Source organism: Nocardia sp. Tas62D01 (genome assembly GCF_055232035.1).
In genome coordinates this window covers 1501143-1521260 of record NZ_JBUYUZ010000001.1, presented here as the reverse complement: position 1 = coordinate 1521260, position 20118 = coordinate 1501143, and the positions used below count along the sequence as shown (strand labels likewise).

19 protein-coding genes are annotated in these 20118 nt (G+C 66.7%); 12 read left to right on the top strand and 7 right to left on the bottom strand.

Annotation, left to right across the window (positions count from 1 at the left end; all coding sequences use genetic code 11):
- Positions 1-8 precede the first annotated feature (8 nt).
- Positions 9-1997 (bottom strand): glycoside hydrolase family 15 protein, encoded by a 1989-nt coding sequence (locus ACV7NQ_RS07370; protein WP_463358929.1) that lies wholly within the window; start codon positions 1995-1997, stop codon positions 9-11.
- A 104-nt stretch (positions 1998-2101) separates the two neighbouring features.
- Here ACV7NQ_RS07370 and ACV7NQ_RS07365 point away from each other — a divergent pair, with 104 nt between their 5' ends.
- Complete coding sequence (locus ACV7NQ_RS07365) at positions 2102-2359, top strand: hypothetical protein (protein WP_463358928.1); 258 nt, start codon at positions 2102-2104, stop codon at positions 2357-2359.
- A gap of 113 nt (positions 2360-2472) precedes the next feature.
- Here ACV7NQ_RS07365 and ACV7NQ_RS07360 read toward each other — a convergent pair whose 3' ends face one another.
- Complete coding sequence (locus tag ACV7NQ_RS07360; RefSeq protein WP_463358927.1) at positions 2473-3534, bottom strand: M48 family metallopeptidase; 1062 nt, start codon at positions 3532-3534, stop codon at positions 2473-2475.
- 69 nt (positions 3535-3603) lie between these two features.
- Here ACV7NQ_RS07360 and ACV7NQ_RS07355 point away from each other — a divergent pair, with 69 nt between their 5' ends.
- The 9 genes from ACV7NQ_RS07355 to ACV7NQ_RS07315 all read left to right on the top strand — a co-directional run bounded on the left by ACV7NQ_RS07355 (position 3604) and on the right by ACV7NQ_RS07315 (position 11225).
- A complete protein-coding gene (locus tag ACV7NQ_RS07355; RefSeq protein ID WP_309546086.1) occupies positions 3604-3693 on the top strand; it encodes an Ms4533A family Cys-rich leader peptide in 90 nt (29 codons plus the stop codon).
- 219 nt (positions 3694-3912) lie between these two features.
- Positions 3913-4920, top strand: a complete 1008-nt coding sequence (locus ACV7NQ_RS07350; RefSeq protein ID WP_463365573.1) for a sulfate ABC transporter substrate-binding protein — start codon at positions 3913-3915, stop codon at positions 4918-4920.
- 103 nt (positions 4921-5023) lie between these two features.
- Positions 5024-5863, top strand: a complete 840-nt coding sequence (cysT, locus tag ACV7NQ_RS07345) for a sulfate ABC transporter permease subunit CysT (protein WP_463365572.1) — start codon at positions 5024-5026, stop codon at positions 5861-5863.
- 67 nt (positions 5864-5930) lie between these two features.
- Entirely contained in the window at positions 5931-6737 is an 807-nt protein-coding gene (cysW, locus tag ACV7NQ_RS07340) for a sulfate ABC transporter permease subunit CysW (RefSeq protein ID WP_463358926.1), read from the top strand.
- Positions 6734-7729 (top strand): sulfate/molybdate ABC transporter ATP-binding protein, encoded by a 996-nt coding sequence (locus ACV7NQ_RS07335; RefSeq protein ID WP_463358925.1) that lies wholly within the window; start codon positions 6734-6736, stop codon positions 7727-7729. Before cysW ends, ACV7NQ_RS07335 begins: the two co-directional genes overlap by 4 nt.
- Positions 7730-8131: 402 nt before the next feature.
- Positions 8132-8794, top strand: coding sequence for a hypothetical protein (locus tag ACV7NQ_RS07330; RefSeq protein WP_463358924.1), 663 nt, complete (start codon positions 8132-8134; stop codon positions 8792-8794).
- A gap of 261 nt (positions 8795-9055) precedes the next feature.
- Positions 9056-10213: an Hsp70 family protein gene (locus ACV7NQ_RS07325; RefSeq protein ID WP_463358923.1), complete on the top strand. Its 1158-nt coding sequence runs from the start codon at positions 9056-9058 to the stop codon at positions 10211-10213.
- A gap of 168 nt (positions 10214-10381) precedes the next feature.
- Entirely contained in the window at positions 10382-10699 is a 318-nt protein-coding gene (locus ACV7NQ_RS07320; RefSeq protein WP_463358922.1) for a hypothetical protein, read from the top strand.
- A complete protein-coding gene (locus ACV7NQ_RS07315; protein WP_463358921.1) occupies positions 10647-11225 on the top strand; it encodes a hypothetical protein in 579 nt (192 codons plus the stop codon). Before ACV7NQ_RS07320 ends, ACV7NQ_RS07315 begins: the two co-directional genes overlap by 53 nt.
- A 207-nt stretch (positions 11226-11432) precedes the next feature.
- Here the strand turns inward: ACV7NQ_RS07315 and ACV7NQ_RS07310 are convergent, their stop codons facing one another.
- Positions 11433-12194 carry an SDR family NAD(P)-dependent oxidoreductase gene (locus ACV7NQ_RS07310; RefSeq protein ID WP_463358920.1) on the bottom strand — a complete coding sequence of 254 codons (762 nt, stop codon included), beginning with the start codon at positions 12192-12194 and terminating at the stop codon, positions 11433-11435.
- 544 nt (positions 12195-12738) lie between these two features.
- Here ACV7NQ_RS07310 and ACV7NQ_RS07305 point away from each other — a divergent pair.
- Positions 12739-14934, top strand: coding sequence for an Hsp70 family protein (locus ACV7NQ_RS07305; protein WP_463358919.1), 2196 nt, complete (start codon positions 12739-12741; stop codon positions 14932-14934).
- Between the two features lie 390 nt (positions 14935-15324).
- Entirely contained in the window at positions 15325-15720 is a 396-nt protein-coding gene (locus ACV7NQ_RS07300) for a TetR family transcriptional regulator C-terminal domain-containing protein (RefSeq protein ID WP_463358918.1), read from the top strand.
- A 354-nt stretch (positions 15721-16074) separates the two neighbouring features.
- Here ACV7NQ_RS07300 and ACV7NQ_RS07295 read toward each other — a convergent pair whose 3' ends face one another.
- The 4 genes from ACV7NQ_RS07295 to ACV7NQ_RS07280 all read right to left on the bottom strand — a co-directional run bounded on the left by ACV7NQ_RS07295 (position 16075) and on the right by ACV7NQ_RS07280 (position 20110).
- On the bottom strand, positions 16075-16824 hold the full coding sequence (locus ACV7NQ_RS07295; protein WP_463365571.1) for a sirohydrochlorin chelatase: 750 nt from the start codon (positions 16822-16824) through the stop codon (positions 16075-16077).
- Positions 16825-17113: 289 nt separating this feature from the next.
- Positions 17114-18403 carry a sulfate adenylyltransferase subunit 1 gene (locus tag ACV7NQ_RS07290; RefSeq protein WP_463358917.1) on the bottom strand — a complete coding sequence of 430 codons (1290 nt, stop codon included), beginning with the start codon at positions 18401-18403 and terminating at the stop codon, positions 17114-17116.
- Position 18404: 1 nt separating this feature from the next.
- Positions 18405-19385, bottom strand: a complete 981-nt coding sequence (gene cysD, locus ACV7NQ_RS07285) for a sulfate adenylyltransferase subunit CysD (protein WP_463358916.1) — start codon at positions 19383-19385, stop codon at positions 18405-18407.
- Complete coding sequence (locus tag ACV7NQ_RS07280) at positions 19364-20110, bottom strand: phosphoadenylyl-sulfate reductase (protein ID WP_463358915.1); 747 nt, start codon at positions 20108-20110, stop codon at positions 19364-19366. Before ACV7NQ_RS07280 ends, cysD begins: the two co-directional genes overlap by 22 nt.
- Positions 20111-20118 lie beyond the last annotated feature (8 nt).

The following is a 20118-nucleotide window of genomic DNA, read 5'->3' as shown; positions in this document are numbered from 1 at the left end:
TGCGGTAGTCAGCAGGGGTGACTGGCCGGTGTGTGCGCCGGTTGGAATCCGCCGGTGTTGCGCGATTCCTCGGCCCTGATTACATGCGTCACCGCGTTGATCAGCGCCAGATGGGTGAACGCCTGCGGGAAGTTGCCCAGGTGACGGCCACTGCGCGAATCGATCTCCTCGGCATACAGCCGCAGCGGGCTGGCGAAGCCGAGCAGGCGTTCGCACAGGTGCCTGGCCCGCTGCAGCTCACCGATCTCCACCAGCGCCGACACCAGCCAGAACGAGCAGATGGTGAATGTGCCCTCCTCACCGGTCAATCCGTCGTCGGTGGTCTCGGTCCGGTACCGCATCACCAGACCGTTCTCGGTGAGCCGGTCGGCGATCGCGAGCACCGTCGCGCGCACCCGATGGTCGGTGGGCGGCAGGAACCGGGTCAGCACCACCAGCAGCAGTGAGGCATCCAGGGTGTCGCCGCCGTAGGTCTGGGTGAACACCCCGTTGGCGTTCACGCCGTGCGCGAGGATGTCGGACTTGATCTCTTCGGCGATGGTGTACCACTCGGTGGCGTGCTCGAACTGGTTGTGCAGTTCGGCCAGCTTCGCGCCACGGTCCAGCGCCACCCAGCACATCACCTTCGAGGAGGTGAAATGCTGTGGCTCGCCGCGTACTTCCCAGATGCCGCGGTCGGGCTCCTGCCAGTGCGCGATGGCCGCGTTAACCTGGCGTTCCAGCAGCGGCCACAGCGTCTCCGGAACCTGCTGGCGCGACTTCACATGCAGGTACACCGCATCGAGCATGGTGCCCCAGATGTCGTGCTGGTCTTGGTTGTACGCATTGTTGCCGATGCGGACCGGCCGGGCGCCGTCGTAGCCGGACAGATTGTCGAGCGTGATCTCGGTGATCTCGCGTTCGCCGCCGATGCCGTAAAGCACTTGCAGCGGAACGGGTTCGCCGTTGTCGCCGGTGGTGGCGTCGTTGAGGAACGCGAAGAAGTCGTCGGCCTCACGGTCCAGTCCGAGCGTGTACAGACCCCACAGCGCGAAGCTGGAATCGCGCACCCAGGTGTAGCGGTAGTCCCAATTACGTTGGCCGCCAGGTGTTTCCGGCAGCGAGGTGGTGGCGGAGGCCATCAGCGCACCGGTCGGCGCGTACGTGAGTCCCTTCAGAGTGAGCGCGCTGCGCTGCAAGTAGTTGCGCCACGGATGATCTGGGAAGTTGCCGAGCGTGATCCATTGTCGCCAGCATTCGGTGGTGGCCCACATCTTCTGCGCCGCGTCCTCGAACGTGCGCGGCGCGGGCAGCTCCGACCAGGTCAACGCGACGAATATCTCGTCGCCCTCCTGCATCCTGGTCCTGGCGCGGGCCTCCCGCCCCTCCAGCCCGAGTCGCATATCGGTGGTCAGCACCAGGGTCGGGCCCGCACTCGGGTCTTCCGAACGCACGGCGGTCGCTTCCTCGTAGACCTTGCCGGTGTACTCCCAGCTCACGGTGGCGCGGTGATAGTCGAAGGCCGGCTCGCAGCTCATCTGGAGCTCCACCGTGCCGTTCACGCACTTCACCGTGCGCAACAGGATGTGCTCGGCGTCCCAGTCCATCGGCGTGCGGCGATGGGTCTTGCTGCGCTGATCATTGTTGTGCCAGGGGCCGAGCACCAGGGCGTCGCGCACGATGATCCAGCCGGTCTCGGTCTGCCAGGTGGTTTCCAGGATCATCCCGCCTGGCAGATACCTGCGCGCGGCGGGCACATTCACGCCGTACGGGCCGAGCCGGAAGTGACCCGCGCTGCGATCGAGGATCGCGCCGAAAATGCTCGGCGAATCGGGCCGCGGCACACACATCCACTCGACCGCGCCATTGCTGGCGATCAAGCAGGTGGTCTCGCAGTCCGACAGGAACGCGTAATCATCGATCGGCGGAAAGGTGGCGTGGCTCTGTGACACCGTCATCGCACCGGGCAACGGCAGGTCGTCGGGTTCGTCGACGGTCAAGTCATCGTAAGACGCCATACCTCATCTTCGTTCCACCCCAGCGCTGTGTCGAATTTGCGAGCCTGCGGGCGCTCGCAGGCTCGCACGGTGGTCGCTTATGCGGCGTGAGTAGGCTGTGGTTCGTGCATCAAGTTGCTGGATGGTGGGACGGGTTCGAGCTATGGGTGGCGGGGTTGCCGTTCATCCCGCAGTTCCTCGTTGTTCTCGTCGGCATGGTGCCGGTCAGCTTCGCTATCGCCTCTGTGCTCGACCGGGTATTGCGGGCCGGGCTGCAGCTTCTCGGCCGTAATGACGATCCGGCGCCGGTCGCGGCCGTGCTGCCGGAACTGGTCGCGCCCGCCATCGAGGTGCGCGAGACCGTGCAGAGCGGGGCGCGTTGATGCCTCGCTCCCGCGTTCAGTTCGCCCTCGTCGCTCTGCTGGTCCTCGTCGTCGTTGCCTGGCTGTTCACCCGCTGAGAGCTGCGTCCGGTCGCGGCCGTGCGCGCTGTCGCCTCAGTCCTCACGCTCGCCCGTGCGCCAATCGTTGAAGCGCTTGCCGATCTTGGAGACGGTCTCGCCGACCTCGTGACCGACCGTGCTCACCGCGGAACCGACATCGCGGCCCAGGTTGCGGACGGTGCGGATCAGCGGATCCTCCGACTGGTCGAAGTTCTGCCGGTAGGTGCGGGCGGCTTCCTTGATCTCCTCGCTGATGCTGGTGTTCTTATCGTGCGCGCGCTGCGGGTAGTCGCCGCCGAGGATGCGGTTGTAGTCACCGGACTGGATCCAGCGGCGCAGTTCCGCGGCCCGTAGCACCGAGAACGGGTGGCTCTGCAGCTCCAGGTTGAGTAGTTTCAGTACGCCGTCACGCAGGTCGCCGGAGCGTTCGTAGTCGTCGGCCTGGGCCAGGAACGCGCCGTGGTTCATTTCCGTGATCCAGGTCCCGCCCGCCGTCTTCATGTGCACCCGCACCGACGCCTCGACGTCCTGGCCGCACAGCAGCCCGGCCCGGTCGCCGGACAACTCGGACTTGCGACTCCACTCCATCAGCGCGGCCACGATGGCGCGTAATGCCCAGCCGCCCACCGGCATCCAGCCCACGCTGGCCGACAGCCGCAACAGGTGCATGAGCATCGTCCGGTACACCGCGTGACCCGACAGCGCGTGCCCGAGCTCGTGGCCGACGATGAAGCGCAGCTCCTCGGTGTCCATCAGATCGATCAGTCCGGTCGTCAGCACGATGAACGGCTGATCCATGCCGATGGTGAGGGCATTTGCGTGCGGGCTCTGCAGCACGAACATCTCCGGCGTGGTCGGCGCGTCGAGCACCTCGACGCAGTCCTGGCGCAGCTGATGCAGCGAACGGAACTGCCGCTCGTCGACCCGGACCGCCGTGGCCAGGTACAGCAGCCGGTGCTGACGTTCCTGCAACAGCCCCGACATCGTGCGCAGCACCGTGTCGAAACCGCTCAGCGACCGCATCGTCACCAGCGCCGTGCGATCGGCGGGGTGCTCCCACGCGCGGGTGCTGATGCCGGGAAACCGGGTGCGTATGCGATCCGGGCTAGTTGTCATGGATAGAACCCCCATTAGTCTGAAATGTGCGGATTCGATGGTGTCACGTGCTTCTGCTACAGTCTGCCCGTGTCTTCGAGTGCCGTCCCGCAGGTCCGCCATGAATTGGCGTTGATCGCTGTCGGCAACCTCGCGGTCGCGGATATTCTCTGTCGCTGATCGGCGCCGGGCCCTGCTGCGTATTTCTCCCTTAGACTGGCGCGCACCTTTCGCAGTCGTGTCCGTAATCCTGGTGACCCCAGGTCCGTAGCCGCGCCGTCTCAGCTGCCGCCGCTACCCATCGTCCCCGTCGCGGCGTTGCAATATCAGGAAGGTTCCACCCCGATGTCATGCAGATCCTTGCTCACCGGATCGTCTCGATCACACCGTCGCCCGGTCATGGCCGCAGCGCTCACCACGCTCGCCGCGGTGGTGCTCACCGCGTGCGGTGGTGGAGCCAGCGACACCGCGGGCGGGGGCACAGCCGACGGCAGCGGCGGCACCCTCAACCTCTACGGCTACTCTGCGCCGAAGCCCGGCTTCGACAAGGTGATCCCCGAATTCAACAAGACCGACAAGGGCAAGGGCATTCAGGTCAACGGCTCTTACGGCGCCTCGGGCGACCAGTCCCGCAAGGTCAAGGACGGTGCCGAGGCCGACATCGTGAACTTCTCGGTCGAGCCCGACATCACTCGCCTGGTCGACGCCGGTCTGGTCGACGCGAGCTGGAATGCCGACGCCACCAAGGGAATTCCGTACGGCTCGGTCGTCGCGATCGTGGTCCGCAAGGGCAACCCGAAGGGCATCAAGGACTGGGACGACCTGATCAAGCCCGGCATCGAGGTGGTCACGCCGAACCCGTTCAGCTCCGGCTCGGCCAAGTGGAACCTGCTCGCCCCGTACGCGGCCAAGAGCGACGGCGGCAAGAACCCGCAGGCGGGCCTGGACTACCTGGGCCAGCTCATCTCCAAAGACCACGTGAAGGTGCAGCCGAAGTCGGCCCGCGAAGCTACCGAAGCCTTCCTGCAGGGCACCGGTGATGTGCTGCTGAGCTACGAGAACGAGGCTATCTTCTCCGAGCGCAACGGCGATCCGATCGAGCACATCATCCCGCCGACCACCTTCAAGATCGAGAACCCGGTCGCGGTGCTGAAGAACAGCAAGAACCTGGACAAGGCCACCGCCTTCCGCGACTTCCTGTTCACCCCCGCCGGCCAGAAGGCCTGGGCCTCGGCCGGTTTCCGCCCGGTCGACCCGCAGGTGGCCGCCGACTACGCCAAGGACTTCCCGACCCCGCAGAAGCTGTGGACGATCGCCGACCTCGGTGGCTGGAAGGCGGTGGACAAGGACCTGTTCACCCCGGATACCGGCTCCGTCGCGGTCATCTACGACAAGGCGACCAAGTAGCTCGGTGACCTGAGCCACACGGGATACGACTGTGACAATCAGCAGCAACACCGGAACCGAGCCCGCGCCCGGTTCCGGTGTTTCCGAACAGGCGCGCACACCCGTGCCTGCCGCCGCGCCTCGGCGCTTCGACTGGTCGTGGCTGCGGGTCACCGGTTCGGTGGGCCCGCTCGGCATCGCCACCGCGGTGCTGTGGCTCAGCATCATCGTGCTGCTGCCGCTGGCCGCGCTCACCGTCACGTCCTTCGACAACGGCTGGTCCGGGTTCTGGGACGCGATCGCCGCACCCGCGGCGGTGGACTCGTTGCGCATCACCGTCCTGGTGTCGGTGGTTGTCGCGGTGATCAACGTCGTGATGGGCACGCTCATCGCCTGGGTGCTGGTGCGCGACGACTTTCCCGGCAAGGGCATCGTCAACGCGCTGATCGACTTGCCGTTCGCGCTGCCGACCATCGTGGCCAGCATCGTGCTGCTGGCGCTGTACGGGCCGCAGAGTCCGATCGATATCCATCTCAACGCCACTCAGCCCGGCCTGATTGTGGCACTGGCGTTCGTCACGCTCCCGTTCGTGGTGCGCTCGGTGCAGCCGGTGCTTATCGAGGCCGACCGCGAGGTCGAACAGGCCGCGCTCTCGCTCGGCGCGGACAACCCGACCACCTTCCGCCGGATCGTGTTGCCCATCCTCGCGCCCTCGATCATCAGCGGCGGCGGCCTCGCCTTCGCCCGCGCCATCGGCGAATACGGTTCGGTGGTACTGATCGGCGGCGCCATTCCGCGCAAGACCGAGATGGCCTCGCAGTACATCCAGCAGCAGATCGAGATCGACCGGCCGGTGAACGCGGCGGCGGTTTCGGTTGCGCTGCTGGTCATCTCGTTCGCGACGCTGCTGCTGCTGCGGCTGTGGGCCGAGCGCAGTGTGCGCAAAGAACAGGCGGCTCGATGAGACACAATCGCGAAGCGCTCATCGTGCCGCCGGGGTGCGGGAACTCCCGCAAGACAGGGCCTGCCCGATGAAACTCTCTCCGCTGACCCGCATCTCGCTGCGGACCATCGCGCTGGGCTATCTGTTCATTCTGCTGATGCTGCCGCTGATCATCATCCTGTGGCGCACCTTCGAAAAGGGCATCGGCGCGTTCATCGACTCGATCACCACGCCCGCGGCGATCTCGGCGTTCCAGTTGTCGATGATCATCGTGGCGATCGTGGTCCCGGTGAACGTCATCTTCGGCATCGTCACCGCGATCGCGCTGGTACGCGGCAAGTTCCCCGGCCGCACCCTCGTGCAGGGCATCGTGGATCTGCCGTTCGCTGTCTCTCCGGTCGTGGTCGGCGTCGCGCTGATCCTGCTGTGGGGCGCCGGCGGCTGGTTCGGCGGACTGGAAGATCTGGGCTTCAAGGTGATCTTCAACCTGCCCGGCATGGTGATCGCCACCATCTTTGTCACGTTGCCGTTCGTGGTGCGCGAGGTCGAGCCGGTGCTGCACGAGATCGGCGACGATCAGGAGCAGGCCGCGGCCACTCTCGGCGCGTCCCGGTGGCAGACGTTCTGGCGCATCACACTGCCGGCGATCCGCTGGGGCCTCACCTACGGCGTGGTGCTCACCGTGGCGCGTGCGCTCGGCGAGTTCGGCGCGGTGATCATGGTGTCCTCCGCGCTGCCCGGCAAATCGCAGACGCTGACACTGCTGGTGCAGGGCCGATACATCAACGACCACAACACCTTCGGCGCCTACGCCGCCGCCACCCTGCTGATGGGCATCGCCCTCGTAGTCCTGCTGTTGATGACCCTCCTCGAACGTAAGCGGGCCGCCAAGTGATTACCGTGACCAATGCGAAGAAGAACTACGGTTCGTTCGCCGCCCTCGACGATGTCACCATCGACATCCCCTCCGGAGAGCTGACCGCGCTGCTCGGGCCGTCGGGCTCGGGCAAGTCGACGCTGTTGCGCTCGATCGCGGGCCTGGAATCGCTCGACTCCGGCATCGTCGTCATCGCCGGACGCGATGTCACCCGGGTGGCGCCGCAGAAGCGCGACATCGGTTTCGTGTTCCAGCATTACGCCGCGTTCAAGCACATGACGGTGCGCGACAACGTCGCGTTCGGGTTGAAGATCCGCAAGCGGCCCAAGGGCGAGATCGCCAAGCGGGTCGACGAACTACTCGGAATCGTCGGCCTCGTCGGCTTCCAGCATCGGTACCCGGCGCAGCTGTCGGGCGGTCAGCGTCAGCGCATGGCGTTGGCCCGCGCGCTGGCTGTCGACCCGCAGGTGCTGCTGCTCGACGAACCGTTCGGCGCCCTCGACGCTAAGGTCCGCGCGGATCTGCGCACCTGGCTGCGTCGCCTGCACGAGGAGGTCCACGTGACCACCGTGCTGGTGACCCACGACCAGGAGGAGGCATTGGACGTCGCCGATCGGATCGCGGTGATGAACAAGGGCCGCATCGAGCAGATCGGCACGCCCGAGGACGTGTACGACCGTCCCGCCAATGAATTCGTGATGTCCTTCCTCGGCGCGGTGGCCCGGCTCAACGGACATCTGGTGCGCCCGCACGACATTCGCGTCGGTCGCGACGCGAGCATGGCGTTGGCCGCGCACGAGGGCACCGCGCAATCGGCCGGCGTCACCCGCGCCACCGTGGAACGCGTTGTGCACCTGGGCTTCGAGGTGCGTGTCGAGTTGCGCAACGCCGCCACCGGTGACCTGTTCGCGGCCCAGGTGACCCGCGGCGATGCGGCGGCGCTGCACCTGAACGAGGGCGAAACCGTCTTTGCCCGCGCCACGCGCATTCCAGAGTTGCCCGCCGGATAAGTGGTATTTCACGGACTTTCGACCGTTGAATTATCGGGTATCCGCGGCCATGTCGACCTGTGTCGCGCCGGCGACGGCGCAGGTGAAACCTTTGATACGAAGTTTTGGGTGCGCCGTGCAATTCGGTCATTGTGTGCCGGGTAGGAATTATCGATGCGATTTCGGCGTGTCGTAACCAAAGTATTGTTTCAATCCTTCTATTGTCCTGAATGCGAAACATGCGCTAGTGGGTTCCGGGGTTTATCGGAACGTGATCAGATGTGAGCATTCGCAATGGTCGTCGAACGCGGTTCGGGGCATCGTTGTCCGGCCGCCCGGCCGCCACCGCTCGACCTGCTCTATCTGGGCCTGAGGCCCTGCGGAGTAGGTCGTCTGTCGGTAGCGGGGAGTTGATCGATCGCCATGTCAATTCGAATACAGCTATTTGTCGCGCTGGCAGCCGCTGGTACGGCCCTGTTTTTCCCGGCCGGTTCGGCCGCCGCACTTCCACCTTCCGGTGTGCAGCCCTCGCTGCAAGCGCCGGATGGGCCGGTGGTCACCGAGATCCCATTGCCGTCACCCGAGGTGGTGACCCGGCGCGTCCAATCCGCGGTGCCGCCGAAGGCGCCGAACCCCTATGGGGGCACCACGATGGCCAGTCTGCTTCCGCGCGGCGTCGATGGAAAACAGCAGCATTTCAACCCGAGCCCGGAACAATGGTCCAACGCGCGAATGATCGTCGAGGTGGTCCACCAGCGTGGCCTGCCCGCATATGCCGCGGTGATATCCCTGGCCACCGCCCTGCAGGAATCGACGCTTCGAAACCTGACGGAGGCGGTCGACTACGACTCGCTCGGCATGTTCCAGCAGCGCCCGTCCGAAGGCTGGGGCACCCCGGAGCAGTTGACTGATCTGCGCTACGCCATCGGTGCGTTCCTTGATGCACTCCAGCTGTACGCGCCGGACTATATGAATGTGCCGCTCTGGCAGTCCGCCCAGGCGGCCCAGCGTTCGGTCTTCCCGACCCTGTACGCCCAATGGCAGGAACAGGCGGCGGGGATGGTGCTGGATATCCTCACCCACTAGGCCGCAGAGACCCAGCCGGACTCGAATCGGGTGAGACCGCCTCTGGAGCACAGGGATTCATGCCCAGGGGTAGCTGACTCCGTGCTGCACCGTTGCCGACGCGGCTGCGAGTTGCCACGCGGCTTTCGATTTCCCGCACCCGGAATCGTTAGTGCAGGCGGCATGCGGACAACCGTCTGTCCGGTGGTTGGCACACGGGTCGCCGAGTGGTTGCCTTGTCGAGGTTCGAAGCAACTCGGCTCGGCGATGAGGTGGATTGCGATGGCGGTTGGTCTCGGTTTGAGCATCGGTACGGTAAACACCGTCTCCGCGCTGGCGGCGGGGGGTTCGGCCAAGGCTCCGCCGGGGCGTCGCTCCGCCGCCGAGTGCTCGCCCGCCATCATCCGCCGCACCACCCTCACCTTCGACAGCACCGGCATGGCACGGGTCGGCATGATTCCGCGGCACGGTCGCGTGATCACTGAATTCGCCGATCTGGCCCAGCGCGCCTCCATGCGGGCCAGGGTCGGGCATCGCGCCCTGACCTCCGCCGACCTGGTCGCGGTGGTCGCCGAGTGCCTGATCACCGAGGCGCGGCGCGATCGTCGGGCGGTTGGTGCGGGGGTCGCCCTGACGCATCCGGCGGGCTACGCCGACGAACTGGTCGCCGAGCTGCGCGCGTCGCTGGACGCCGTCGGACTCGGGCATGTCGCGCTTGTCGCGGAACCGGTAGCCGCAGCCACGTGGCTGGAAGCCGCGCGCGGACCGCTGATGCCCGGGTTGGCGCTGGTCTACGACCTAGGTGGCTGCAGCCTCGATGTCACGCTGGTCCGAGTCGGTGCGGGCCGTCCGCTCAACCCGATCGTCGGTGTTCCGCTGCGCTCGCGGAAATTCGGCGGCCGTGCCTTCGGCGCGCTGGTCGCTTCGCGGACCGCGCGCGGTGTCCTCCAGACCTCCATATCGGGGGTGGTGACCGGCACGACCGCCGACCAATCGCGCGCCGACCACGTGCGCGACTCGCTCGAGCTGGTGTATCGCTGCCTGCGCGTGGCCGACGTGACCATGGCCGATGTGGATTGCGTCCTGGTGGTCGGCGGTGCCGCGCGACCGGTCGAGGTCTCGCAGGTACTGGCCGGGGAGTTGGCCCGCCCGGTGATCACCGCCCCGGACCCGGAGCGCACGATCGCCGACGGCGCGGCGATCATGGCGCTCCGGGCGGCCGTCGCTGACGAGGAAGCGGCGGCCGGTCAGCACGGGCGTAAGCATCGGGGAGCGCACCGCCGCGCGACCACCAGAGCCTTGTTGTTGTCGCGGCGGACCCGGCGCAGGTTGACGAGGGTCGCCATCGCGGCGGGCATGTCCGTGGGCGGAGTCGCGCTCGTGCTTGCGCTGCCCGCAGATTCGGTGGTCGCGGGATTGTCGCAGCTCGGGGTGCGATAGCGGGCGTTTGGGCGGCAGTCGTGCTGTTCTGGCCGATCGCCGCTCGGTAACGCGGACCGGGGCGTGTTGACTAGGCCCGCCATAGGTGTAACTATGGAAAACAGTAAATAGAGGGCTCGGTGAACAAGCACTTCGACCCCTTCACCGACATCGACTGGGACAACCCCCGTGATCGTCGGCAACGGCAATGTCGCGCTGGATGTGGCGCGCATTCTCACCGGCGATCCGGAGTCGTTGGCCGACACCGATATCGCCCCTGCGGCGCTACGGGTGTTGCGGGACAGCAAGATCGAGGAGGTCGTGATCCTCGGCCGTCGCGGTCCCGCCGAATCCGCTTTCACCGTCCCGGAATTCGTCGGCCTGCTCGGCGCCGACGTGGACATCGCCGTCGACGGCGATCTGCCCGAACTCACCGAGGGGCCTGCCATATTAGGTGGAGCAGAAGCTGCGCCTGCTGCACAGCGTCCGCACCAGGCCCTTCGGTAACCGCAAGCGGATCGTCTTCCGCTACCTGTCCGCGCCCACCGAGATTCTCGGCACCGACGAGGCAACCGGTATCGCGTTAGGCCGTAACGACCTCGTCACCGATGCGGATGGTCGCACCCGCGCCGTGCCGACGGGGGAGAACGACCGCCTCGACACCGGACTGGTCCTCACCTCGGTGGGCTACCGCGGCGTCCCGGTACCCGGCCTGCCCTTCGACGACAACGTCGCGGTCATCCCGAATCGAGCCGGCCGTGTCCTCGACCGGCCGGGCGGGTCGGTGCTGCCCGGCGGCTATGTCGCCGGCTGGATCAAACGCGGCCCCACCGGCTTCATCGGCACCAACAAGTCCTGCGCCCAGCAGACGGTCCAGCAGTTGGCCGACGATTTCAATGCCGGTCGACTGCGTGAACCTCGCGGCAGTGCAAAGGAATTCGATCGTTTGGTGCGCAGTCGTCAACCGTCGGTCCAGGCGGGCGGCGCGGCACTGCGCCCCAAATCGGTCCGCCGCCTGCCGGCTCGCACTTGATCGCAACCGGACTATCGGGCGGTATCTTCCCAGCCGGGACCCAGTTGGTACGAACGTGTCTCAGATCACCAATACATTCCGGCGAGCACCGGAATGCCGGATAAGCGGTATGGTCCGAGAACGGCGGTCGGAACCTCGGCCTTCGGTCACGCGATGAGGGCGTGAACCGGGCCGAGGTGCGCCGCGCTTATCCGTTGGCGCGCTTACTCATCTCGCGGTGAATCCGCCGTCGATGGCGAGCGCCGCACCCGTGACGAAGCTGGCCTCGTCACTGAGCAGGTACGCGCAGAACGAGGCGATCTCCTCGGGCTTGCTGATCCGCCCCATGGGATGCAGTGCGGCAATGGCCGCTTCGCCCTCGGGTGTCGCGCCCATCGAGTTGCGGAAGGCGGGCGTGTCGACCGCGCCGGAGACGATGGCATTTATCCGCACCCCCTGCTCGGCGGCCTCCAGTGCCACCGCGCGTGTCAGCCCGACGACGCCGTGCTTGGCCGCGACATACGGCGCAACCTGACCCATGCCCACAACCCCCAGGTTCGACGCGTTGTTCAGGATCGCGCCGCCGCCGGAGGTGATCAGCGCCGGAACCTGGTGGCGCAGACCGTAGAACACGCTGGTGAGGTTGAGCTCGATGTCCGCGCGCCAGCCCGTCTCATCGATCTCCGAGACCGGGCCGAAGGCATTGACCGCGCCCGCGTTGTTGAAGGCTCCGTCCAGCCGTCCGTATTCGGTCAGCGCGGCCTCCGTCAGCCGCGCCACCTCCTCTTCGACGCAGACATCGGTCGGCACGAATAGTGCTCGCCCGCCCGCCGCGCGGATATCGGCGGCGACCTGTTCGCCCGCGTCCTTGCCACGTGCGCCGAGCACCACCGCGCCGCCCTCGGCGGCCACCCGCAGGGCCACGGCCTTGCCTACTCCCGAGCTGGCGCCAGTGATCAGCACGACCTTGTCCGCGAACCGTGTAGACATCGTCTTCAATTTCCTTCCAGTTCTTGTTATTTCGTCTAGGACGGGGGCAGCGACCGGATCTTCGTCCCGCCTGGCGCCTCATCGCTGACTCGAGTCAAGCCGGTGCGGGGGAGCGGTGCTGGCGGGAAATGGTCGTTGCGTTTGATGTGTCATCTTTGTTTGGATGGGACGCTCGTGCAATGAAATGTGCAGCGCTGGCAACGGTTCGGTTACCGACCGGTCGGTGTGTGATGCCGGGTTCGTTGCGATGGTGCCGATGGTCGGTGTTCGGGAGTGATTAGGGGGCATATCCGGATCGCTGCAGAGTTGCGGAATTTCGCTTGTCGCAGTCCGTTTCCGTCGTTCAGGGGTCTGAATTGTTCGACCGCAGCCCATCTACCTGGGCATACTGTGGATTGTCAACGGCAACGAAACTTTCCGTATCAATTCGGCATCCGTACTCACCGGTAAGCAGTTAACCTGTGGGAGCTGTTTGGAAGACGACCGCGGCCACATGGATCTCCTGTGTGATGGACGTGGTCACGGTGCGTTGACGGGATGGCGAATGACTACAGGCGTGGGCTTCAGCATCGGTTCGGTGAACTCCGTATCGGCTTCGGTGAGCGAGGAACGACCGCGGCCATCGGTGCGAACTCGGCGTACGGCGGTGACGTTCGACAGCGCCGGCGGCGTCCGAATCGGTGGGCTCCCCCAATTCAGCATGGCGGTCAGCGATTTCGCTGATCTGGCGCGTGATCCGGAACCGGTGATCGTCGGCGGCCAGTTCTGGTCACCGGCGAATCTGGTGGCCGCGGTGGTGAACGGACTGCTCGACCTGGTCGAACCCGACGTCGGTGCCGTATCCACTTATCCCGCGATCTATTCCGGCAAGCAGGTCGCCCTGCTGCGGCAGGCGCTCGACCTGTCCGGGGCCAGGGACGTGCTGCTGGTGCCCGAGCCGGTCGCGGCCGCGGAGTGGCTCGAGCAGGAACACGGTCCGTTGAAGCCCGGTTTCGTGCTGGTGTACGACCTCGGCGGCACCTGTCTCGACGTCGCCGTCGTCCGGGTCGGCCCCGACTGGGACGACCACCCCGTGGTGGGAAAGCCCATGCGCTCCTACGACTTCGGCGGTCGCCCACTGGGTTCGATGATCGCGCGATACGCCGGTAGCGCCGCTCCCGGCCGATCCACCCCGCTGTCGATGATGTCGATCGTCGACATCGACGGCCTGCGCACCGAGCACATCCGGGACTCCTTCGACGTGGTGCGTGCGTGTATCGGCTCGTCCGGCCTCACCCTCTCCGACATCGGACGCATCCTGCTGGTCGGCGGCGCCTCCCGGCCCACGGAGGTCGCGCGGACCCTCGCCGAACTCGGTCGCCCCGTGGTGATGTCGGCCGATCCCGGCCAGTCCGTCGCCACCGGCGCCGCCAGCTATGCCGCACGCACCTTCGCTCCCGCCGGCTCCGGCGGCAAGCATCTCCTGCACCCGACCGTATTCTCCGGCGCCGCAGTCGCTTCCGCGATCGCCATGTCCGCGGCGACGGTGCTCGGCGGACCGGTCGATCCCGGGCTGACGCCCGCACTCGAGCGAGCCCCCGGCGTAGACATCCCCGCCGACGCACTGCTCTACGAGCCCGGTGGCGATGTGCTCATCGACCCCGACTCCGCAGTCTGGAGACAGGGCGGCTGGACAACCAAGTCGGCGTCCTTCACCCCCTCCGGTCGCCCGGTCTCCGGCCTGCAGATCGCACCGGCAGCCCAGACCACCACCTTCGGCCCGACCATGGCCGAATCCCGCCGCGGCAGCCACCAGGACCTGCGATCCTGTTGCAATACCGGACAATCCGGTACCTACGCCAACCCGGCCCACTTCATCAATCCGCTGCCCTTCGCTCCCTCGCGGCTCAGCTTCGCGCCCGCACCGAACCTGCCGTTCCAGCTACCCGCCGTGCCGAACCAGCCGGTCGGCACACCCACCATCCCGAGCATCAGCTTCCCGGCCAACTTCCCCGGCGCGACTCCGGCGCCAGCCCAAGCCGATCCGAACCCCGCCGCCCCCGCGGCGCCCGGCACCGCCACAACCCCGGCCGCTGGAACGGAAACCTCGACGACCTCCGGCTCTACCACCTCTGCCACCGGCGGCTCCACCACGAGCGGTGCCACCGACACCCCGGCATCCGGCGGAGCCTCGGGCTCTACTTCTGGCGAAACATCCTCCGGCGGAACAACTTCCGGTGGCAGCTCGCCTGATGCATCCGCCGGCGGTGGCGCAACATCGGGTGGTGCCTCTTCCAGCGGAGCTTCCTCCGGCGGTTCCACCTCGGGTGGATCAGGCGGCGCCTCCACTGGCGGGACCACCTCCGGTGGTGCTTCCTCCGATGGAGCTTCTTCTGGCGGCGATTCTTCCGGTGCGTCGTCGGGCGGTGCGTCTGCTGGTGGAGCTTCGTCAGGCGCGTCGTCGGGTGGAACCTCCTCGGGTGGTGTTTCGTCCGGTGGTGCTTCTTCTGGCGGTGTGTCCTCGGGTGGTGTTTCGTCCGGTGGTGCTTCTTCTGGCGGTGTGTCCTCGGGTGGTGTTTCGTCCGGTGGTGCTTCTTCTGGCGGTGTGTCCTCGGGTGGTGTTTCGTCCGGTGGTGCTTCTTCTGGCGGAGCGTCGTCCTCAGGCGGCGCGTCCTCCGGTGGTGCGTCGTCGGGAGGTGCCTCGTCAGGCCACTCGGGCGGTGGCTCTGGAGGTGGCTTCGGCGGCTCACGCGGCCACTGAGCCAGCGACTGCCGTGCCCCGTGGCGATGCAGGGACGGGACAGGGCGTCAGGTCGAACCACCGATTGAATCGCGGGACTTGTTCCACCGCACCGGCATTGCCGATCTGCCCTTCAACACCGTGCTGGAACGCTGGTTCCGCGCCTGAAAAGCCCCTACTACGCAGCCACTTTCGCGGCACTGCTGCTGCAGTCCGGTGATCGGCGCAGGCCGGGCACTCCCGCTAGGTGCGGCCGTCGGGTGGTGCTCGACCCCGTACGGCGTGTTGCGTAGGTCCGGCCTGCGCGGACACTTTCGCCACCGTTACGCGGGAACCCGCATTCCTGGCCGAAAAAGTGCCCGCGCAAAACACATCCCGCTACGCCCCGGCCTTCTCCAGAATCTCCGTGTAATGCGGGTTCCGCATCACACCGAGCACATTGCCGAACGGATCGACCACGGAACGGACCGCCTGCGCACCCTCATGGACCGCTGGTTCGACCACATCACCGAGCCGACCTTCCCCGGCGGCTGCTTCCGCGTCGCCACCATCGCCGAATTCGACAGCAAGCCCGGTCCCGTCCGCGACGCCATCGCCGAATACCACCGCGACTGGCTTGCCTTCCTGGCCAAGGAAATTCGCCGCGCCCAAGAACAAGGCCACCTAGGCGAACGCAACGCCGACTCCATCGCCTTCGAACTCGACGCCGTCATCGCCGCCGCTAACACCGCCCAACAAATGGACGACAGCGGGGGCGTAGCCACCGCCCGCACCATCGTCGACAACCTCCCCGGCGAGCCCGCCTGATTGGCGTACGTCTACGACTGGCACGGTCTGTGTGGACACTTTTCGCTCGTCGGTGCGGGAACATGCGCCTTGGGGCGGAAGTGTCGGGCTGGACCGACTGTGAGGCGCAGCTTGTGCGCAGTCATCAGACGCTCGTCGCAGGCTGTCGACGAGACATCCTCGCCGAAGCGGGTGAGCGGATGCCCGGGTACGGAGGTCCGAGCCGACATGGCGAGATGTAGGCGCGGATAGGGCGGCGAATTGTGCGCCGGCGGCACTTTGTGGTGGGAGTGCCGGGCGGGATACGAGGGATTCCGGTGTGTGGTGGCAGATCCGGTGAGGTGCAGGCGAGGGCAACGGCCGCGGTGGGGCGGGTCAGGCTGACAGGTCGAGGGCGCAGAGGTGGGCTGTGGCGTAGCGGTCCAGGATCACGTCGGTGAGGAGGGGGTGGGCGCCGATTGTGTCGGCGTGCACCAGGTTTGGTTCGGTGGTGGAGAGGCGGTCGGTGAGTAGACCGGGGGCGAGGAACCAGGGGGCGACGAGGATTCGGGTTGCGCCGTGGGCGCGGAGCCGTGAGACCGCTTGGGGTAGTGAGGGTTCGGCGGTGGCGAAGCAGGTGGTGGTGTGCCAGGCAGTGCCGGTTGTCAGAAGGCGGGCCACGGTGGTGGTGCGGGCGTTCGCTTCTCGCGACGAGGAGCCTACGGCGGCGACCGCGACGCCGAGGCGGTTGTCGGTCAGGTCGGCGCCTGCGGCCAGCGTTCTGGTGCGGACCGCGGTGATCAGACGCGCGTCGGTGCCGAGCACGTCGGCCTGGGTCAGCCGCAACTGCGGATGCCGTGCCCGCGCTGTGGCGAGCAGGCCCGGCAGGTCGACCCTGGCGTGGAAGGCGCTGCCCAGCAACAGCGGTACTACGACCGCATGCGTGTGTCCGTGTGCCGCAACGGCATCCACGACATATTCAACAGGGGGAGTGCTCAGGTCGAGGAACGCCAGCCGCACATCGAGGTCCGGACGGTCGGCGGCAATCCGCTCCACAACCGCGGACATCGTTGCGGCCGAACGTGGATCGCGACTTCCGTGTGCAACAGCGATCAGCGCGGGCGGCGTCGATGCGCTGCCCGCCAGTGCCGAGAAGCCCACGGTTGGGAAAGCCGCGGGTGTGTCACTCGCCCGGGTTGGGGCGCGAAGGCCGGTTGTGGCGATTGGGCGAGCCGGAGCGGAGCGCGTCGGAGTGACGCCGACGGACGGTACACGCGCAGGTGTGTCACTCTGCCGCGCCGGGCTATCGGGGTCGGACCTGGCGGCTGGGCGAGCCGGAGTCATCCGCGTTGGGGTGGTGTCACCCGAAGGCTCGGATGTGGGCAGGGGTGTGGTCCGCGCTGGCGTGATGAAATGTGCTGGCGCGGACCACATGTCAGACTCCGACCTCGACCATTGACAGCACGTCGCCGACCAGGCCTGCCGCGAGGGTATTGCCGCCTGCGGGGTCGATGAGTAGGAAGCTGCCGGTGTGGCGGTTGACGCGGTAATCGTCGGCCGCGATGGGCTCGGCGACGCGCAGCGAGATGCGGCCGATGTCGTTGAGTTCCAACGACTCCGGGTTCGGCTGCGCAGTCAGCCGCTGCTCGTCGAAGCGTTCGACCAGGGCGCCGGCGATGGCCTGCGTGGTGCGGGTGCCGTGCTTGAGCAGCAGCCGGGCGCCGGGGCGCAGCGGCTTATCGCCCAACCAGCAGACTGTCGCGTCGAAGGTATCGATCGGCTCGGGGGCGTCGGCTACCGAAGCGATGGTGTCGCCGCGCGAGATGTCGACGTCGTCGGCGAGGATCAGCGTGACGCTGCGCCCGGTCTGCGCGACCGCGAGCTCACCATCGGGGGTGTCGATCCGCTCGACCGTGGAGCGGATACCCGAAGGCAGCACCACGATTTCGTCGCCGGGCGCCACCGAGCCCGCTGCGATCTGTCCGGCGTAACCACGGTAATCCGGGTACTCGGCGGTGCGCGGCCGGATCACGTACTGCACCGGGAACCGCAGCCCGAGCGAGTGCGCCCCCGAGCTATCGGCGTCCACCGGAACGGATTCCAGGTGCTCGATCAGCGAAGGCCCGTCGTAGTAGGGGGTATGCGCCGACCGCGAAGCGACATTGTCACCGTTCAACGCGGAGACGGGAATCTCCTGCACGTCCTCGCTCGTCCATCCCAACGTGCTGGTGAGCTTGTTGAATTCGGCAGAGATATCGGCGAATACGGTTGCGGCATCCTCTACCAGGTCGATCTTGTTCACAGCGAGCACCAGCTTCGGCACCCCGAGCAGGGCGAGCACCGCGGCGTGCCGACGGGTCTGCTCGATGACACCCTTGCGGGCATCCACGAGCAGGATCACCAGCTGCGCGGTGGACGCGCCGGACACCGTATTGCGGGTGTACTGCACATGTCCGGGAGTATCCGCGAGCACGAAAGACCGCTGGGGTGTAGCGAAATAGCGGTAGGCGACATCGATGGTGATGCCCTGCTCCCGCTCCGCGCGCAGCCCATCCACCAGCAGCGAAAGATCCGGCGTGGCGAGACCTTTGTCCACCGACGCGCGGGTGACGGCGTCGATCTGGTCGGCCAGTACGGATTTCGTGTCGTAGAGCAGGCGTCCGACCAGAGTGGACTTGCCGTCGTCGACAGAACCGGCGGTGGCCAGCCTCAATAGGTCGGACATATCAGAAGTAACCCTCTCGCTTGCGGTCTTCCATGGCGGCTTCCGAAACTCGGTCGTCGCCGCGGGTCGCACCGCGTTCGGTCAGTCGGGAGGCGGCCACCTCGGCGAGGATCGTCTCGTTGTCGGCCGCGTCGGAGAGAATTGCGCCGGTGCTGGATCCGTCGCCGACGGTGCGGTAGCGCACCGAACGGGTCTCCAGCACTTCACCTTCGTGGGGGCCGCCCCACACGCCGGGCGTCATCCACATGCCGTCGCGCTGGAACACCGGGCGCTCGTGGGTGTAGTAGATGCTCGCCAGGTCGACGTTTTCGCGCGCGATGTAGCGCCAGATGTCGAGCTCGGTCCAGTTGCTCAGCGGGAACACTCGCACGTGCTCGCCCGGTGCGTGCTTGCCGTTGTACAGGTTCCACAGCTCCGGCCGCTGCCGCTTGGGATCCCACTGCCCGAAGGCGTTGCGCAGCGAGAAGATTCGCTCCTTGGCGCGGGAGCGCTCCTCGTCGCGACGGCCGCCGCCGAACACCGCGTCGAAGCGGTGCTCGCTGATGGCGTCCAGCAGCGGGACGGTCTGCAGCGGGTTACGGATACCGTCGGGCCGCTCGGTGAGCCGACCGTCGGCGAGGTAGTCCTCGACCTTGGCCACATACAGACGCAGCCCGTACCGGTCGACGATCTTGTCGCGGAACTCCAGCACCTCCGGCAGGTTGTGCCCGGTGTCGACGTGCAGCAGCGCGAACGGCAGCCGCGCGGGCCAGAATGCCTTGAGCGCCAGGTGCAGCAGCACCGTCGAGTCCTTGCCGCCGGAGAACAGGATCACCGGCCGCTCGAATTCGCCTGCCACCTCACGGAAGATGTGGATCGACTCCGATTCCAGCGCTGCAAGGGTGTCGAAATCGGTGATACCGAGGGAACGTCCGGCGGTGTTGGATGATTCGTTCACAAGCTCACTCACGGTGGTCTCGGTCATGACTGATGCAACCCGCATTCGGTCTTGGCGAGGCCGGCCCAGCGGCCGCTTCGCGGATCGGAACCCGGCTCCGGCTTTCGTGTGCACGGAGCGCAGCCGATGGACGGATATCCCTCTTCCACCAGGGGATTGACGAGGATGCCGTGCTGTTCGATGTAGGCCTGCATCTCGTCGTCGGACCAGGCGGCGATCGGGTTGATCTTCACCAGGCCGAACGCCTCGTCGAACGAGATGAGCGGCGCGTTGGCCCGGGTCGGCGCTTCCACCCGGCGGATGCCGGTGACCCAGGCGTTGTATCCGCTGAGTGACTTCTGCAGCGGCACAACCTTGCGCAAGCGGCAGCATTCATTCGGCTCGCGCGCGAACAGATCCTTGCCGAGCAGTTGATCCTGTTCGGCCGCCGTGTGTTCGGGCCGCACATTGACAACGTTCACGCCGTACACGGCCTCGACCGCGTCACGGGTGCCGATGGTTTCGGCGAAGTGGTAGCCGGTGTCGAGGAACAGCACGTCCACGCCCGAACGGACCTGCGCGGCAAGGTGAACCAGCACGCCGTCCTGCATGTTCGAGGCGACGATGTACCCGGCGCGATCGCCGCGCGCTCCGGTCGCGCCGGCGCCGAAGTTGTCCTCGGTCCACTGCAGCAGCTCGGCCGCCGACGCGCCATCGAGTTCCGCGGCGGCGCGTTCGGCGATCGCCCGTAGCTCGTCCTCGGAGCGCTTGCCCACCAATTGCGTTGTCATGTCAGATC

Excerpts from the sequence above, each read along its gene's own strand:
- ACV7NQ_RS07290 (WP_463358917.1), bottom strand. The coding sequence starts at position 18,403 with ATGTCCGACCTATTGAGGCTGGCCACCGCCGGTTCTGTCGACGACGGC.
- ACV7NQ_RS07310 (WP_463358920.1), bottom strand. The coding sequence starts at position 12,194 with ATGTCTACACGGTTCGCGGACAAGGTCGTGCTGATCACTGGCGCCAGC.
- cysD (WP_463358916.1), bottom strand. The coding sequence starts at position 19,385 with ATGCGGGTTGCATCAGTCATGACCGAGACCACCGTGAGTGAGCTTGTG.
- ACV7NQ_RS07325 (WP_463358923.1), top strand. The coding sequence starts at position 9,056 with ATGGCGGTTGGTCTCGGTTTGAGCATCGGTACGGTAAACACCGTCTCC.
- cysW (WP_463358926.1), top strand. The coding sequence starts at position 5,931 with ATGAAACTCTCTCCGCTGACCCGCATCTCGCTGCGGACCATCGCGCTG.
- ACV7NQ_RS07350 (WP_463365573.1), top strand. The coding sequence starts at position 3,913 with ATGGCCGCAGCGCTCACCACGCTCGCCGCGGTGGTGCTCACCGCGTGC.
- ACV7NQ_RS07305 (WP_463358919.1), top strand. The coding sequence starts at position 12,739 with ATGACTACAGGCGTGGGCTTCAGCATCGGTTCGGTGAACTCCGTATCG.
- ACV7NQ_RS07280 (WP_463358915.1), bottom strand. The coding sequence starts at position 20,110 with ATGACAACGCAATTGGTGGGCAAGCGCTCCGAGGACGAGCTACGGGCG.
- ACV7NQ_RS07370 (WP_463358929.1), bottom strand. The coding sequence starts at position 1,997 with ATGGCGTCTTACGATGACTTGACCGTCGACGAACCCGACGACCTGCCG.
- ACV7NQ_RS07360 (WP_463358927.1), bottom strand. The coding sequence starts at position 3,534 with ATGACAACTAGCCCGGATCGCATACGCACCCGGTTTCCCGGCATCAGC.
- ACV7NQ_RS07330 (WP_463358924.1), top strand. The coding sequence starts at position 8,132 with ATGTCAATTCGAATACAGCTATTTGTCGCGCTGGCAGCCGCTGGTACG.
- ACV7NQ_RS07300 (WP_463358918.1), top strand. The coding sequence starts at position 15,325 with ATGCGGGTTCCGCATCACACCGAGCACATTGCCGAACGGATCGACCAC.